This window comes from Streptomyces sp. Rer75 (genome assembly GCF_013414305.1).
GTDB lineage: Bacteria > Actinomycetota > Actinomycetes > Streptomycetales > Streptomycetaceae > Streptomyces > Streptomyces himastatinicus.
Map to the genome: position 1 here is coordinate 1602435 of NZ_CP058693.1, position 16355 is coordinate 1618789.

Here is a 16355-nt window from a genome sequence, read left to right on the forward strand (position 1 = left end):
GCTGCAATGCCAGGATCCGCACAGGACGGCGCCCACGACGCAGACGCCCCCGACACCAACAGAGACGCGGACCGGGACGGCGACAGACCCGTCCCCGGCCCCAGCCGGAGGACGGCGCTGCGGACCGCGGGCGCCGCCGCGTCCGCCGCCTTTCTGCTCCCGGTCGTCTCCGCGGCCCCGGCCGCCCGCGCCGATCAGCCGCCCTCGGACGGCACGTCATCGCCGGAGGGGGCCGGGGCGCTGCAACGGGCCTTCGTGGCGGCGGCGCAGGAGCACGGGGTGCCGCTGAGCGTGCTGCTGGGCGTGTCGTATCTCCAGTCCCGCTGGGACGGCCATCGTGGCGCTCCCAGCGTCACCGGCGGATACGGCCCGATGCACCTCACCGACGCCTTCACCGCCCTCTCCTCGGCCCCGCACCACAGCCAGGGCACCGAGGACGCCCGCGGCGACCTGGCGCGGCCCCTCAAGGTGCCGGAAGCGTCGGTGCCCGAGCCGCGGCAGCTGCCCGCGCGGCTGCGCACGCTGGACCGGGCCGCGGAGCTGACGGGGCTGTCCGCCGCCGAGCTGCGCGGCGACGCGGCGGCCAATGTGCGCGGTGGCGCCGCGCTGCTGGCCGCCACGCAGAAGCGGCTGGGGCTGCCGCCGAGCGAGGATCCGGCGGACTGGTACGCGGCGGTGGCGGCCTACCCGGGCGCCGACAGCGCCGCGGCGGCCACCGTGTTCGCCGACGACGTCTACGACGTGATCCGCGGCGGCGCGGCGCGCACCACGGGCGACGGAGAGCGGATCACGCTCGACGCCGTCCCCGGCGTCGCCCCGGACCGGCGGCAGCTGCGGTCGCTCGGCCTGCCGGACCCCCAGCGGGATCCGCACGTCGAGGCCCCCGGCAATGTGTCGTGCGAGTGGATCCCGGCCCCCTACGAGCAGTTCGGGGACAACGACTACGGCAACCACGACCTGGGCAACCGCCCCCTCTCCCAGTCGATCGACTACATCGTCATCCATGACACCGAGGGCTCCTGGGACACCACCCTCAAGCTGGTCCAGGACCCGACGTATGTCTCCTGGCAGTACACGCTGCGCTCCTCCGACGGCCATATCGCCCAGCACGTACCGCTCAAGGACGTCGCCTGGCACGCGGGCAACTGGTACGTCAACGCCAAGTCCATCGGCCTGGAGCACGAGGGCTTTCTGACCGCGCCCGACGCCTGGTACACGGAGGCGATGTACCGGTCGTCGGCCCGGCTGGTGAAGTGGCTGGCACGGCGGTACGGCATCCCGCTGGACCGGCAGCACATCCTGGGCCACGACAATGTGCCCGGCACGACCGCCACCACCATCAGGGGCATGCACACCGACCCGGGCCCGTACTGGGACTGGGCGCACTACTTCAGCCTCCTCGGCGCGCCGTTCCACCGCACCGCGGGCGCCTCCGGGGGGCTGGTCACCATCCGCCCGGACTACGAGACGAACGAGCCGGTGTACACCGGCTGCGAGCGGGCCGGTCAGGAGTGCGCCCCGCACGGCTCGTCCGCGGTGCGGCTGCACACGGCGCCGAGCGACGACGCCCCGCTGGTCAAGGACATCGGGCTGCGTCCGGACGGCGCCGACTCGACCACCGGCGTCAACGACACCGGCGCCCGCGCCACCACCGGCCAGAGTTACGCGCTCGCGGGGCGGCAGGGCGACTGGACGGCGATCTGGTACCTCGGCCAGCAGTCGTGGTTCCGGAACCCGCGGCGGCGGCCCACGGCCGTGTACGGCAAGGGCCTCGTCGTCACGCCGAAGCCGGGCCTGGCGGAGGTGCCGGTGTACGGGCGCGCCTACCCGGAGAAGGAGGCGTACCCGGAGGGCGTACCGGTGCAGGCGGTCTCGCCGCTGCCGTACAAGCTGCTCGCCGGGCAGCGGTACGCACTGGGGCTGAGGACCCAGGGTGAGTACCTGTGGGCGACCACCTTCGATGCGAACGGGCACATCGTGGTGCGCGGTCAGGACGTCTACTACCAGATCCAGTTCGGGCACCGGGTGGCGTTCGTCCGGGCCGCGGATGTGCGGGTGCGGCGCTCGGGCCGGTGAGTCAGGTCCGCTCCGCGAAGCGGTAGGTGTGGCCGCCGCGGGCCGCGAGCGTGGCCGTACGGGCGTCCCCGGGATCGTCGCGTACGGCCGTCTTGCGGCCCGTGGTGCCGTCATGGACGGTGTACGGGCGCGCGAACAGATCGCTGCGTATCCGGACCGGTCCGTCGTGTCCCGCCGTGACGGTGAGGCTGCGGGCGCGCCCCTCGCGCCAGGTGATGTCGACCGTGAGGTCGCCGTGGGCGCGCAGCCCGCGCACCGAGCCGTCCGGCCAGCGGCGCGGCAGCGCGGGCAGGACCTCCAGCACGGCGCGGTGGCTCTGGAGCAGCATCTGGGCGATCCCGGCGGCGGCGCCGAAGTTGCCGTCGATCTGGAACGGCGGATGGGTGTCCCACAGGTTGGGGAGGGTGGAATCCGTCAGCTGTCCGGCGAGCAGCCGATGGGCGCGGTCGCCGTCGCGCAGCCGGGCCCAGAAGTTGACCTTCCAGGCCCGGCTCCAGCCGGTGCCGCCGTCGCCGCGCGCGTCCAGGGAGACCGCGGCGGCCCCGGCCCAGGGGCCGTTCGGGGCGATCTGCCGTCCGGGGTGCAGGGCGAAGAGGTGGGAGGCGTGCCGGTGGGTGTCGGCGGGGTCGTCCAGGTCGGCCTTCCACTCCTGGAGCTGGCCCCAGGAGCCGATGCGCAGCCCCGGGTCGAGGGCGTCCAGGGCGCGCCTCAGCCCGGCCTGGAAGGCGGGGTCGTCGCCGAGGGTGCGGGCCGCCTCCAGGGTGGCGGTGAGCAGGTCGTGGACGATCTGCTGGGACATGGCGGGCCCCGCGGTGAAGTCGCCGTGCTCGGGCGAGTAGCCGGGCGAGACGACGAGCGTGCCGTCCCGGGGGTCCGGGCGCAGCGTGTCCAGCCAGAACGCGGCGGCCTCCCGCATCGCCGGGTACGCGGTGTCCCGCAGGAAGCCGGTGTCGAGGGTGAAGCGGTAGTGCTCGTAGAGGTGGTGGACCAGCCAGGCGGCCGCCTCGGGGAACCAGAAGGCGGTGGGCCAGTCGTGGACACCGGTGAAGCCGTACGGATTGGTCTCGTTGTGCACGACCCAGCCGCGGGCGCCGAACATCTCGCGGGCCGTGATCCGGCCGGGGATGCGCAGGGCGGTGATGAAGCGGTGCAGCGGCTCGGCGGTCTCCGCGAGGTGCAGGGCGTGGGCCGGCCAGTAGGTCATCTGGAGGTTGATGTTGGTGTGGTAGTCGGCCGACCAAGCGGGCCGGATGCTGTCGTTCCAGACGCCCTGGAGATTGGCGGGGAGCGGGGCGCCGGGGCGGGAGGAGGCGATGAGGAGATAGCGGCCGTAGTCGAAGAACAGCTCCTCCAGGGCGCGGTCGGCCGGGCTCTCCCCGCCCGTGTACGCGGCGCGTTGCCGGTCGGTGGGCAGGCCGGGCGGGGTCCGGCCGCCGAGGTCCAGCGCCGTACGGTCGAACAGGGCGCGGTGGTCGCGGACATGGCGGCTCAGCAGGGCCAGCCAGCCCTGGCTCGCGGCGGCGTCCACGGTCTCGGTCACGGCCCGGTGGGGGTCCTCGCCGCGGTAGTGGGGGTGGGTGTCGGCGTAGTCGGTCCCGGCGGCGAGGACGAACCAGGCGCTGTGGGCGCCGGTGACGGTGAGCGTGCCGTCCTCCCCGGCCGTCACGGTGCCGCCGTCGCACACCACCCGCACCTGCGCCTCGAAGCGCAGCCCGTTGTCCTCCAGCGCGCCGCGGATCGTCAACCGCCCGTCGCGGGCGGTGACGTGGTGGTCGCCGGGGCGGGGTGAGGTGTGGCGCAGGGTGAAGCCGACCGGTCCGGGGGCCGCGCCGAGCCGTCCGACGATCACCCGATCGGGGTACGAGGCGAAGAACTCGCGCTGGTGCCGCGCGCCTTGGGCCGTGTACTCGACAAGGGCCACGCCCTGGCGGATGTCGAGTCGGCGGCGGTAACCGTCCGGGGACTCGGGCGCGCCGGGAATCTCCAGCCACAGATCACCGAAGGTCTGGTAGGCGCCGTAACGGGAGCGGGGCCGGCCGAGGCGGGCCGCCACGTCCTCGGGGGCGGCCGCGCCGTGCTCGTCGATCAGCCGCTGGACGGCGGCGAGGGCCCCGGGGCGCGGCTCACGCCAGTTGCCGTGGTCGTACGGCGGGGATCCCGGGCCGCCGGGGCCCCCGGTCCATAACGACTTCTCGTTGAACTGGATCCGCTCCCGGGCCACACCGCCGAAGACCATGGCGCCGAGCGTGCCGTTGCCGATGGGGAGCGCCTCGCGCTCCCAGTCCGCCGCGGGGGTGTCGTACCAGAGCGTCCAGCGTGCCACCGGGGGTGTCCCCCTCAGCCCTGCTGGAACATCTCCGCGGGCAGCGGCTTGAGCAGCCGGTAGAGGTCGTCGGTGATCGGCCGGTCCCAGCTGGCGATGGTGACGAGGACGCCGTCGCTGCGGTCGAACTGGGCGCAGGAGATCCGGCCTTCGGACAGCTTGATCCGGCGCACGATGAGGAGGTTGTCGTCGTGCATGACCGGGGTGTCCTCGGTGTCCACGACCTGGACCTGCTCCTCGTTGCCGAGGGCGGCCAGCAGCTGGGTCACCTCGAACGGAGCCTGGCCCTCGGCCACCTCGCGGGCCGGGGAGCCCTCGGGCAGATTCCCGATGATCATCGCCGGGCCGCGGCCGCCGAACAGGTCGTAGCGCAGGAAGACGCCCTGACAGGTGCCGTCCGGCGCGGGCAGCAGCCCCGCGCCCAGATCGCCGGGCCAGTCCCCCGGATCCATGGCCAGGACATCGAAGTCCGGCCCGGTGGGCGTGGCAGCGCTGCGGCGGCGGAGGAAGGACATGCGGACATGGTACGTGGCCCGCCGCCGTTCCCCTGCTGGGGAGCGCCCTCCCACGGCCCGCCCTCACAGCCTCTTCACCAGTCGGCACGCGACCCCGGACACCGGGCCCTCCCAGCCCCCGGGAGCCGCGGGGCCCGCCCCCCTCTCAGTCCCCGGGGAGCGGGTGCGCGGGGCGGTCGGGGCGGGGGGTGCCCAGGAGCGTGGCGAGGCCGCCTCGGTCGGTGCCCACCTTGCGGTAGACGCCGGACAGCAGCCGTGCCACCTCGCGCTCCGCGAGGCCCATCTCCTCGCCGATCCGGTCGTCCGGCCAGCCCTCGGCGGCCCGCTCGGCGACGGCCTGCTCCTGCGAGGTGAGCGGGCTGGTGTGGTCGACCCGCAGCTGCATCGGGCGCAGCCCGGCGGCGGACAGCTCGTCGCGGGCCCGGGACGCCAGCGTGTCCGCGCCGCACTGGACCGCGCCCTCCAGCCCGCGGTAGAGCCGGTCCCCGGCCTCCTGGGGCAGGCCGATGCGGCGCAACGCGGCGCCGTGGTCGACCAGCGCCACGGCCAGGTCGTACGCGGACGGCGAGCGCTCCAGATGGCTGACGGCCTCGGCCAGGAGCTTGATCCGCTCCGATCCCTGGGCCACGGCGGCGGCGCTGTGCAGCGCCCGGCCGATCGCGGAGTGGGTGCCGAACTGGCGGGCGCGGCGCACCGCGTCGTCGGCGACCTGGTGGGGGTCGGTCAGCGCGAGGGCCTGGGCCATGTGGAGCTGCCAGGGGCACCAGACGGGGTTGCGCATGCCGCGGCCGTCCATCCGGCGGCCGACGTCGGCGAGCTGCTGGCGGGCCTCGCCGTGCAGGTTGGAGGCGACCAGCAGTTCGCCGCGGACGGTGGGCACGTCGGGGCAGAGCACGGCCTGCGGGAGGATCTCGCCGCCGTGGCCGGCCGCGAACTCCTGCGCCTCCCGGATCCGGCCGCGGCTGATCAGGGTCTCGATGAGGGTGCCCACGGCGGTCCAGTGCGCGGGCGTGGAGGAGCCCACGAGGTCGGCGACGCGCATGCCCTCGCGGGCCAGCTCCTCCGCCTCGACGAGCGCTCCGCGGCGCAGCCTGGCGTATCCGAGGAGGGTGATCCCGAACGCCAGGTGGGAGCCGCGCCAGCCCTTGCGCTCGCATTCCGCGATGCCGGTGTTGAACAGCGCCTCGGCGCGTCCGGGCTGGTCGCAGTGGAGGAAGATCAGGGCGACCAGGATCGGCACCTCGAAGCCCCAGTCGTCATCGGTCCAGCTCAGGCCGTCACCCAGGGCCTCTTCCGCGTAGTGCAGGGCGGTGGCTGCCGGTTCTCCGCGCGTCATCGCGTCCCAGGCGCGCAGGCCCAGCAGATAGCGCTCGGCCATGCCGCGGCCGGTGAGGTGGTCGGCGAGCCGGGCGAGGCGCCGGGAGCGGGCGGGGGACTCCTTCTCGTCGGCGCGGAACATGCTCCACATGAACTGTTCGGCCTGCATGCGCAGCCGGGCGCGGGCGCTGGTGGCGCGGGGCACCTCGGCCGCGACGACCTGCGCGGCCTCCTCCATGCGGCCGCTGTGGCCGTACGCCTGGGCGAGCCGGTAGGTGATCGCCTCGCGCAGGTCGGCGCCGAGGTCCGGCTCCTCCAGGGCGGCCCGCAGATGGTTGACGGTGACGGAGGGCTCGGTGAGCTGGGCGGAGCAGCCCAGCTCGTACAGGACGGCGGCGCGCTCCTCCGGGGCGGGCGGTTCGCGCAGGGCGCGGGCGAGGCAGCGGCGCCCGGCGTCGGGTGCGCCGGCCCGCAGATACTCCCGGGCGGCCTCCCTGAGATGGCGCACCACCCAGGAGTCGCCCTCGGGGTGCATCTCCAGCAGATGGCGCCCGGCGGCCGCGGAGCCCAGGCCCGCGGCGAGCACCACGGTGGCGGCCTGGCCGTGCATGGCCACGCGGAGCGCGCCGGGGATCGCCTGGTAGACGGCGGTGGCGATGAGCGGGTGGAGGAATTCCAGCGGCTGGGCCCCGCGGGCGCCCTGCCGCGGCGGGGCGAGGATGCGGGCGTCCGCGAGCCGCGCCACCTGCTCGGTGGTCTCGGTCTCGCTGAGCCCGGCGACGTTGGCCGCCAGCGACGGGGTGGCCTCGATGCCGAGGACGGCGACGGCCCAGGCGAGGCGGACGGCGGCGGTGCCGAGCCGGGTCAGCCGGTCGCCGAGACCGCTGTCCTTCGCGCCGGCGACCAGCTCGCGCAGGGCGCCGAGGTTGACCGTCTGCGGTTTCAGGTCGCGGTCGCGGACCTTGGCGGTCAGCTCGACGACCTCGAAGGGATTGCCGCCGGTCACCGCCCAGCACTCGCGGCAGAACGCCTCGTCGGCCTCCTCGCCGAGGACGTCCCGCACGATCCTGCCGACCCCGGCCGGGGTGAGCGGGGCGAGCACATGCGGGCGCGAGCCCTGGCGTTCGGTGAGGCCGCGGACGGCGACGGCGTCGGCGGTCAGGTCCTCCGGGCGGTAGCCGACGGCGAGCAGCAGGGGCAGGTCCACGGCGCGGGCGGCGAACCGGAGGAGCCAGTCCAGCGATTCGGGGTCGGCCCAGTGGACGTCGTCCAGGATCATGACGACCGGGGCGTGCTCCACCGCGTACCGGGTGACCAGCCAGTCCAGGCCGTCGCGCACGCCCTGCGGATCGGGTGCGCCGCCGCTCCCGGAGACCACCAGGCCCACCGCGGGCGCGACGATGTCGTACCAGCTGCCCAGGATTCTGCGGTGCTCCTCCTCGCCGGCCGTCGCGAGCACGGGCTGGAAGAGCTGCCGTACGACGTGGAACGCGGCGCCCTGCTCGTGCTCGCCGCCGCGCGCAGACATCACGGTGCAGCCGCGGTGGGCGGCCCGGCGGCGCATCTCGCCGAGCAGCGCGGTCTTGCCGAGGCCGCCCGGCCCGGCGAAGGCGATCACTCCGCCGGTGCGGGTGCCGGACGGATCACCGGGATCGGATCCGCACAGATCGGTCAACGCGTGGTCGACCGCAGCGAGTTCCACCTCCCGCTCCAGCAGTGCCCGACGTGTCCGGTCCTGCCGGTCCCTCATGTCCGCCACGTTCGATCCCCTTCGGCACGTAACGCCGAGCGTAGCCTGTCTGGCACGCTCCGTAGCCCGGTATGCGGGTATTTCCTTCTGGCATTGCCAATGGCACACGCCAATTCAACTCGCGCTCTATCGATGGCACGTTCACCACGCGAGGATGACCGGATTCATCGGGTCGGCCCGTCGCCGCGGGGGGTTGTGGTATTGGGCGGCGCGGCCTGCCCCGGAACCCGAAGGGGGGCGATACCGCCATGAACGCGACGCACACGACTACTTCGCGCCCGCCCGCCCGGCATGCGGCACTGCTGAGCCGGGCGGCCCTGCTCGACATTCCGGCCTCGGCCGACCCCAGCCCCGGAACCGGGGCCGCCAGAGTGCACACCATCCAGTGGCTGTCGCGGTACGGCGTGTTCCGGGCCGGTGGCGCGGTCGCCGAGTACGACGCGCTCCGATTCGACCTGCTGGCGGGTCTGTTCTACCCCCGGACGACCGGTGCGGAGCTCGACGTCGGCAATGATCTCATCGGCTGGTACTTCGTCTTCGATGATCAGTTCGACGGCGAACTCGGGTGCCGTCCGGAGGCGGTGGCGCGGATGGTGCAGGACGTCATACGGGTCACCGAGGAGCCGGACGACGCACCGGGGCAGGGCGGCGGGCCCCTGCTGGAGAGCTTCCGCGATCTGTGGCGGCGCATCCACGCGGGCCGCCCACCGGTATGGCGGGAACGTTTCCGCCACCACTGGCTGGAGTATCTGCACTCCTATCACCGCGAGGCGCTCGACCGCACCGGCGCGCAAGGCCCCCCGCTCTCGGTGGACGCCGTGCTGGCGCTGCGCCGCCACTCGATCGGCGTGCAGCCGTGCCTGGACCTGAACGAGCGCTTCGGCGGCTACGCCCTGCCCGCCGCGCTGCACGGCGGCCATCCGCTGGCCCGGATGCGGGAGGCCACGGACGACGTCGTCGTCTTCACCAACGACATCGCCTCCCTGGACAAGGAGCTGGCCGCCGGGGACCTCCACAACACCGTCATCGTCCGCCACCAGTGCCACGGCGGCACCCTGGAGGACGCGGTCGAACACATCGCGGGCCTCGCCAACGCGCGCTACCGCTGGTTCGAGCAGACCGCGGACCAGCTCCCCCGGCTGCTCGCCGAGGCGGGTGCGGGGACGGATCTGCGCCGGGACGTGGACCACTACGTGGACGGGATGCGTGACGTGATGTGCGGCAACCTGGGCTGGTCCCTGCGGACGGCCCGCTACGACGAGCGGGGCATAGCGGCGGTCAGCGACGGCCGCCAACGACCGTGGGCCGAACTCAGCGCCCCCGGTTCCGGCTGACCGGATCCGCTACGTACGAACGGCCCGCCACGGCGGGCCGTTCGGGTATCAAGGGCAACGTGAACGACACCCTCAACCTGTGGAAGGCGGGGCTCGCCGAGGCACCGGACGAGATCTGGCGGCACACCGGTCTGCGCGTCCTGATCCTGGCCGACAACGCGCTCACCCGCCTCCCGCCCGCCCTCGGACGGCTGCGGCGGCTGCACACCCTGGACCTCGGCCACAACCGGCTCGCCGAGATCCCGGAGGAGATCGGCGAGCTGTCGGGCCTGACCCGCTGCCTCTATCTGCACGACAACCGGCTCCCCCGGCTGCCGCGTTCCCTCGGCCGGCTCGGCCGGCTCGGCTATCTCAACGTCGGCGAGAACCCGCTCGGCAGTCTGCCGGAGGAACTCGGCGGCATGGCGGGGCTGGTGGAGCTGCGCGCGCAGCACGCCGAACTGACCGGGCTGCCCGGCTCGATCGGGCAGCTCGGCGCGCTGCGGGAGCTGTGGCTGCGCGGCAACCGGATCACCGCCCTGCCCGCCGAGGTGTCCGCGCTCCGCGGGCTGCGTCAGCTGGAGCTGCGGGAGAACGCGCTGAGCGAGGTCCCCGAGCCGCTGCGCGGGCTCCCGCGCCTGCGCCACCTCGATCTGCGCGGCAACCGGATCAGGACGCTCCCCGACTGGGTCGCGGAGCTGCCCGCCCTGGAAAAGCTCGACCTGCGCTGGAACCCGCTCGACGAGGGCGTCGACGACGGCCCGGTCGTCCGGGCGCTCGGCGAGCGGGGCTGCGTCGTGCTCGGATGAAGCCGGGACCGCGTCACACCGAAGCCCGGATGAGGCGTCAGGTCAGGTCGAACTCGCCCTCGCGCGCGCCCAGGACGAAGGCGCGCCACTCGGCCGGGGTGAAGATCAGGGCCGGGCCTTCGGGACGGCGGCCGTGGCGCATCGCGATGAAGCCCTCGACGAAGGCGATCTCGACATCGCCCACCCCCTGGCTGCTCGACTGCCACTGGGCGCCCGTGAGGTCGAGGTCGGGCTTCTCGCCGTTGCCCCTGAGCGGCTGTGCGGTCGTGGTGGTGTCTGCCACGTGTCGGCTCCTCCCGGATCGTCGTCCCGGCCCCACCCTAGCGAGCGCGGCCGGTGCCGGACAGGCCACGAAAGGAGGACGTGATCTGTCCGGCGGGTGTCGTCCGGGTGCACGCCTCATGTGGTGGGAGGGGCCGCCCCGACCACCCACATGGCGAAGAACTGCGAACCGCCGCCGTAGGCGTGGCCGAGCGCCGTGCGCGCCCCCTCGACCTGGTGCTCGCCCGCCCGGCCGCGGACCTGGAGGGCGGCTTCGGCGAAGCGGAGCATGCCGGAAGCGCCGATGGGGTTGGTGGACAGCACCCCGCCCGAGGGGTTGACGGGGAGGTCGCCGCCGATCTCGGTCACCCCGGACTCGGTGAGCTTCCAGCCCTCGCCCTCCTCCGCGAAGCCCAGGTTCTCCAGCCACATCGGCTCGTACCAGCTGAACGGCACGTACATCTCGATCGCGTCGATCTCCCGGCGCGGGTCGGTGATCCCGGCCTGCCGGTAGACGTCGGCGGCGCAGTCGCGCCCGGCGCGCGGCGAGACGCAGTCCTTGCCCGCGAAGAGCGTGGGCTCGCTGCGCATCGCGCCGCCGTGCATCCAGGCGGGCGGCCGGGGGGCGCGGGAGGCACCGGTGCGGTCGGTGAGCACCATGGCGCACGCGCCGTCGGAGGAGGGGCAGGTCTCGGAGTAGCGGATGGGGTCCCACAGCATCGGTGAGGACTGCACCTTCTCCAGCGTCAGATCCTGTTCGTGGAGGTGGGCGTAGGGGTTGAGCAGGGCGTTGCGGCGGTCCTTGTAGGCGACGAGCGCGCCGATGGCCGGGGGCGCGCCGGTGCGCCGCATGTACGCGCGGACGTGGGGGGCGAAGAATCCGCCCGCCCCGGCCAGCAGCGGCTGCTGGAAGGGGACGGGCAGCGACAGCCCCCACATGGCGTTGGACTCGGACTGCTTCTCGAACGCCAGGGTGAGCACGGTGCGGTGGACCCGGGCGGCGACCAGGTTCGCCGCGACGAGCGCGGTGGAGCCGCCGACCGATCCCGCGGTGTGCACACGCAGCATGGGTTTGCCGACCGCGCCGAGCGCGTCGGCGAGGTACAGCTCGGGCATCATGACGCCCTCGAAGAAGTCGGGCGCCTTGCCGATGACCACGGCGTCGATGTCCGCCCAGGTCAGCTCGGCGTCCTCCAGGGCCCGTACGGCGGCCTCCCGGACCAGCCCGGCAATGGAGACGTCGCGCCGGGCGGCGGTGTGCTTGGTCTGGCCGATTCCTACGACGGCCACCGGCTCTTTGCCCGCCGTGTTCATAGGGCTTCCCCTTCCAGGACGGCGACCAGGTTCTGCTGGAGACAGGGGCCGGAGGTGGCATGGGCCAGCGCCCGGTCGCCGTCGCCGCGGTGGAGGGCGGCGGCGGCCTCGCCGAGCCGGATCAGCCCGGCGGCCATCATGGGGTTCGCGGCCGGTGCCCCGCCGGACGGGTTGATGCGTACGCCGTCGTCCAGCTCCAGTTCGCGGCGCAGGATGATCTCCTGCGAGGTGAACGGGGCGTGGAGTTCGGCGAGGTCGACGGGTGCCTCGAAGGCCCCTGCGCGTGTCGCGGCGAGCCGGGTCGACGGGGAGCGGGTGAGGTCCCGTACGCCCAGGCCGTGCGGCTCGATGCGGTGGTCCATGCCGCGGATCCACGCGGGGCGGGCGCACAGCCGCCGCGCGGTGTCCCCGGCGGCGAGCACCACGGCGGCCGCTCCGTCGCCGATGGGCGGGCAGTCGTGGCGGCGCAGCGGGCGCACCAGGTACGGGGCGTCGAGGAGGGCGCCGGGCGGGGCGGAGCGGGTCACCTGGGCGTGGGGATTGTCGGCGGCGGCGTTGCGGCCGCGCGCGGCGACCTCGGCGAGGGCGCGCTCGTCGGTGTCGCCCGCGTCGAGGAGCGCCTGGGCCTGGAGGGCGGCCAGGGAGACCGAGTCGGGCCACAGGGGGGCGACGTAGTACGGGTCGAGCTGGCGGGTGAGGACCTCGGGCAGATCGCCGGGCGAGGACTTGCCGTAGGAGTAGACGAGCGCGGTGTCCGCCTCGCCGGTCAGCAGCTTGACCCAGGCCTCGTAGAGCGCCCAGGCGCCGTCCATCTCGACGTGGGACTCGGCGATGGGCGGCCAGGCGCCGACGCCGTCCAGCGCCATGGTGAAGGAGAAGGCGCGGCCCGCGAGGTAGTCGGAGGAACCGGAGCAGGTGAAGTCGATCTCGCCCGCGCGCAGGCCCACCGCGCCGAGCACCTGGTGGAGGACGGGCATCAGCATCTCGACCTCGGAGACCTCCGCGCTGGTGCGCCGGGTCCCGCTCTGCCCGAAGGCGACGATGGCGACGTCTCGCATCTACAACAGCTCCTTGTAGGTGTCGTAGTCGGCGTCGGGTTCGCCGGTGGGCCGGAAGTGGTCGGGGTAGCGGCCGCCCTCGGTCCACACGGGCGTCACCCGCAGCCCCATGCGCACCTGGTCGTACGGGATGCCGCCGATGCGGCCGTGGAGGGCGAGATCGGCACCGTCGAGGGCGATGTGCGCGTAGACGTACGGCACTTCGATGTCCAGGTTGCGGGCCTTGATGTTCACGATGCAGAAAGTGGTGACGGTGCCGTGCGGGCCCACCTCGACCTGTTCGTCGGTGGCGACGCCGCAGGTGGGGCACGCGCCGCGGGGCGGTACGTACACCTTGCGGCAGGACGGGCAGCGCTCGCCGACGGTCTTCTGCCCGGCGAGGGCGGCGAGGTAGCGGGACTGGGCGCGGCCGGGCGCGTAGGTGTAGTCGAGGCGGGCGGGGGCGACGATGCCGGTGACCGGGTCGGCGAACGCGCCGTCGTGGGGCCCCGGTTCATGGGTGGCCGGGCCGTCGTACGGTTCGAAGCAGGCGATGTCGGTGATGGCGCCCTCGCGCTCCTCGGCCCAGCGGACCCGTACCCGCATGCCGGTGCGCACGGCGTCCGGCCCGCTCGCGTCGAGGGCGTGCAGGAGGGAGGTGTCGGCGCCGTCGAGCCGTACCAGCGCCCAGGCGAAGGGGGTGGGCAGGGGCTGGCCGCGGCGCGGGGCCGGGTTCCAGGCCCAGGTGGTGACGGTGCCGGTGGGGGCGACCTCGACCAGGTCGCGCAGTTCGGCGGCGGTGTCCGGATCGTATTCGACGGGCGGGACGAGCACCCGGCCGCCGGCGGTCCGTACGCCGAGCACGGTGCGCTCGCGCAGGCCCGTGAGGAAGGCGCTCTGGACGGGGCCGAGGGAGCGGGTGAAGGGGAACTCGACCACGAGAGGGGCCTTCAGCACCTCGGGGGCGGGAGCCGGTGTCATGGGGCGTCTCCTTCTGCGGCCGGCGCGGTGGGGGCGGCGGTCCGGGGTCAGGCCCGGCGGTAGACCGGCGGGCGTTTCTCGGCGAAGGCCCTCGATCCCTCTTTGGCGTCGGCGGTGTCGAAGATGGGCCAGCCGCGTTCGAGTTCGGACGCGAGACCATCGGTTTCGGTCATCTCGGCGGTCTCGTAGACGGATGCCTTGACCGCCTCGACGGCGAGCGGGCCGTTGGCGTTGATGAGTTCGGCGATCTCCAGGGCCTTCTTCAGCGCGGCGCCGTCGTCCACCACATGGCCGATCAGCCCGATCCGCTCGGCCTCCTCGGCGGGGTAGGGGCGGCCGGTGAGCAGCATCTCCAGGGCGTGGGTGCGCGGCACCTGGCGGGCCAGCCGGACCGTGGAGCCGCCGATGGGGAAGAGCCCGCGCCGGACCTCGTACAGCCCGAAGGTGGCGCCGCGGCCAGCCACCCGGATGTCGGTGCCCTGGAGGATCTCGGTGCCGCCCGCGACGCAGTGGCCCTCGACGGCGGCGATCACCGGTTTGCGGGGCCGGTGGTGGCGGAGCATGGCCTTCCAGTGGAGGTCGGGGTCGGTCTTCAGCCGGTCCCGGTAGTGCTGTCCCTCCATCCGGCCGCCGCCCGCGAGCGCCTTGAGGTCCATTCCGGCGCAGAAGACGCCGCCGGCGCCGGTGAGCACGACGGACCGGACGGTGTCGTCCTCGTCGGCCTCGATCCAGCCGTCGTACAGCCCGACCAGCATGGGCAACGAGAGAGCGTTCTTGGCCTCAGGCCGGTTGAGCGTCAGCACCAGCGTGGCGCCTATGCGCTCGACGATGAGGTGTTCGGTCCCGTGCGGCACGGCAGTCCTCCCGTCTCAGACCTAGAACAGGTTGCAGGAGCGACGGAGCGACTTCAATAGGAATCTGATGGCCAGTCAGATTTTTTGGCCGCAGCCCTTCCCACCTCTCCCCCGCGGTGCTGTCATGAGCGCCGAGCCCGCCCGATGTCAGGTCAGGAGGAGCCGTGGAGTACAACCTTGCCGACCTGTTCGAGTCGATCGTGGACACGGTGCCCGACAGAGAAGCGCTGGTGTACGCCGACCACCCGGGCACCGGCGCCGAGCGGCGGCTGAGTTACGCCCAGCTCGACGCCGCCGCGAACCGGCTCGCCCACCACCTCCGGGACAGCGGGATCGCACCGGGCGAGCATGTGGGGCTGCACCTCTTCAACGGTGTCGAGTACCTCCAGACCGTCCTCGCCTGCCTGAAGATCCGGGCCGTCCCGGTGAACGTCAACTACCGCTATGTGGAAGACGAGTTGGTCTATCTCTACCGCGACGCCGATCTGACCGCCCTGGTCTACGACGTCGAGTTCGGCGACCGGGTGGCCGCGGCACTGCCGCGTACGGACACCCTGCGCCACCTCGTCCAGGTCGGCGCCGGGGAGGGTACGTCCGGCGCGCCCGGCGCCGTCCCGTTCGCCGAGGCCGAGGCGTCGGGCTCGGCCGGGCGCGGCTTCGCGCCCCGCTCCGCGGACGACCGCTTCATCATCTACACCGGCGGCACCACCGGCATGCCCAAGGGCGTGGTGTGGCGTCAGGAGGACCTCTTCTTCTCCGGGCTCGGCGGCGGCGCGCCGACCGGCATCCCGGTCGGCCGCCCCGAGGAGCTGGCCGAGCGGGTGGCGGCCTCCGGCGACGGCCTGGTCTTCTTCCCCACCGCGCCGCTGATGCACGGCACCTCGACCCTCACGACCTTCATCGGCCTCAACTTCGGCCAGAAGGTGGTCCTCCACCGGAAGTTCGTGCCCGAGGAGGTGCTGAGGACGATCGAAAAGGAAAAGGTCAGTACGGTGTCCCTGGTCGGTGACGCGATGCTGCGGCCCCTGGTGGACGCCCTCACCGGGCCGCTGAAGGGCATCGACCTCTCCCCGCTGCTCAGCGTCAGCAGCTCCGGGGCGATCCTCTCGGACACCGTGCGCGCCCAGTTCGCCGCGCTCGCGCCGCACACCCTGATGCTCAACAACTTCGGCTCCTCGGAGTCCGGGTTCAACGGCACCGCCACCGAGGACTCCGGCCCCGAGCGCGGCTTCCGGGTGCGCGTCAACGACCGTACGGCCGTGGTCGACCCGGCGACCCACCGGCCCGTCGCGCCCGGCGAACCGGGCCGGGTCGCGCAGCGCGGCCATGTGCCGCTCGGCTACTACAACGATCCGAAGAAATCGGCGGAGACCTTCTTCGAGGCGGACGGCGAACGCTGGGTGCTCCTCGGCGACATGGCGACGGTCGACGAGGACGGCGTGATCACGGTCCTCGGCCGGGGCTCCCAGTGCATCAACACCGGCGGCGAGAAGGTGTACCCGGAGGAGGTCGAGCAGGCCCTGAAGGCCCATCCGGACGTGTACGACGCGCTGGTGGCGGGCGTCCCCGACGAGCGCTGGGGCAATCGCGTGACGGCCGTCGTCCAGCCGCGAGAGGGGGCCGGTGCCCTCACGGCCGACGCGGTGCGGGACCACTGCCGCACCCGGCTCGCCGGGTACAAGATCCCCCGTACGGTCGTCTTCACCGACCGCATCCAGCGCTCCCCCAGCGGCAAGGCCGACTACCGCTGGGCCCGCAGGGTCGCAGTCGGAGACGGCCCCCGGGCGTAGCGGACCGTCGGTGGG

Annotated in this window: 12 protein-coding genes; 4 read left to right on the top strand and 8 right to left on the bottom strand. The window is 73.4% G+C overall.

Annotated elements, in window-relative coordinates:
* The first annotated feature begins 6 nt into the window (after positions 1-6).
* Positions 7-2076, top strand: coding sequence for an N-acetylmuramoyl-L-alanine amidase (locus tag HYQ63_RS06135; RefSeq protein WP_179932886.1), 2070 nt, complete (start codon positions 7-9; stop codon positions 2074-2076).
* A 1-nt stretch (position 2077) separates the two neighbouring features.
* Here the strand turns inward: HYQ63_RS06135 and HYQ63_RS06140 are convergent, their stop codons facing one another.
* The 3 genes from HYQ63_RS06140 to HYQ63_RS06150 all read right to left on the bottom strand — a co-directional run bounded on the left by HYQ63_RS06140 (position 2078) and on the right by HYQ63_RS06150 (position 7981).
* A complete protein-coding gene (locus HYQ63_RS06140) occupies positions 2078-4399 on the bottom strand; it encodes a glycoside hydrolase N-terminal domain-containing protein (RefSeq protein ID WP_179932887.1) in 2322 nt (773 codons plus the stop codon).
* 14 nt (positions 4400-4413) lie between these two features.
* Positions 4414-4914: a hypothetical protein gene (locus tag HYQ63_RS06145; protein WP_009713271.1), complete on the bottom strand. Its 501-nt coding sequence runs from the start codon at positions 4912-4914 to the stop codon at positions 4414-4416.
* Between the two features lie 145 nt (positions 4915-5059).
* Entirely contained in the window at positions 5060-7981 is a 2922-nt protein-coding gene (locus HYQ63_RS06150; RefSeq protein ID WP_179939795.1) for an AAA family ATPase, read from the bottom strand.
* Between the two features lie 248 nt (positions 7982-8229).
* On the opposite strand from HYQ63_RS06150, the gene HYQ63_RS06155 reads away from it, so the two are divergent.
* Positions 8230-9315: an isoafricanol synthase gene (locus tag HYQ63_RS06155; RefSeq protein ID WP_179932888.1), complete on the top strand. Its 1086-nt coding sequence runs from the start codon at positions 8230-8232 to the stop codon at positions 9313-9315.
* Positions 9316-9374: 59 nt separating this feature from the next.
* Positions 9375-10103: a leucine-rich repeat domain-containing protein gene (locus HYQ63_RS06160; protein WP_179932889.1), complete on the top strand. Its 729-nt coding sequence runs from the start codon at positions 9375-9377 to the stop codon at positions 10101-10103.
* 37 nt (positions 10104-10140) lie between these two features.
* On the opposite strand, the gene HYQ63_RS06165 is transcribed toward HYQ63_RS06160, so the two are convergent.
* From HYQ63_RS06165 to HYQ63_RS06185, 5 genes are all read right to left on the bottom strand, one after another.
* Entirely contained in the window at positions 10141-10386 is a 246-nt protein-coding gene (locus HYQ63_RS06165; protein WP_055556519.1) for a DUF397 domain-containing protein, read from the bottom strand.
* A 116-nt stretch (positions 10387-10502) separates the two neighbouring features.
* On the bottom strand, positions 10503-11678 hold the full coding sequence (locus tag HYQ63_RS06170) for a thiolase domain-containing protein (protein WP_179932890.1): 1176 nt from the start codon (positions 11676-11678) through the stop codon (positions 10503-10505).
* Positions 11675-12736 (bottom strand): thiolase domain-containing protein, encoded by a 1062-nt coding sequence (locus tag HYQ63_RS06175; protein WP_179932891.1) that lies wholly within the window; start codon positions 12734-12736, stop codon positions 11675-11677. Before HYQ63_RS06175 ends, HYQ63_RS06170 begins: the two co-directional genes overlap by 4 nt.
* Entirely contained in the window at positions 12737-13696 is a 960-nt protein-coding gene (locus tag HYQ63_RS06180) for a Zn-ribbon domain-containing OB-fold protein (protein ID WP_179932892.1), read from the bottom strand.
* Between the two features lie 47 nt (positions 13697-13743).
* A complete protein-coding gene (locus HYQ63_RS06185; RefSeq protein ID WP_179932893.1) occupies positions 13744-14550 on the bottom strand; it encodes a crotonase/enoyl-CoA hydratase family protein in 807 nt (268 codons plus the stop codon).
* Between the two features lie 164 nt (positions 14551-14714).
* Here HYQ63_RS06185 and HYQ63_RS06190 point away from each other — a divergent pair, with 164 nt between their 5' ends.
* The gene (locus HYQ63_RS06190; protein WP_179932895.1) at positions 14715-16340 is read left to right on the top strand and encodes an acyl-CoA synthetase; all 1626 of its coding nucleotides are present in this window, start codon (positions 14715-14717) and stop codon (positions 16338-16340) included.
* The last annotated feature ends 15 nt before the right edge of the window (positions 16341-16355 follow it).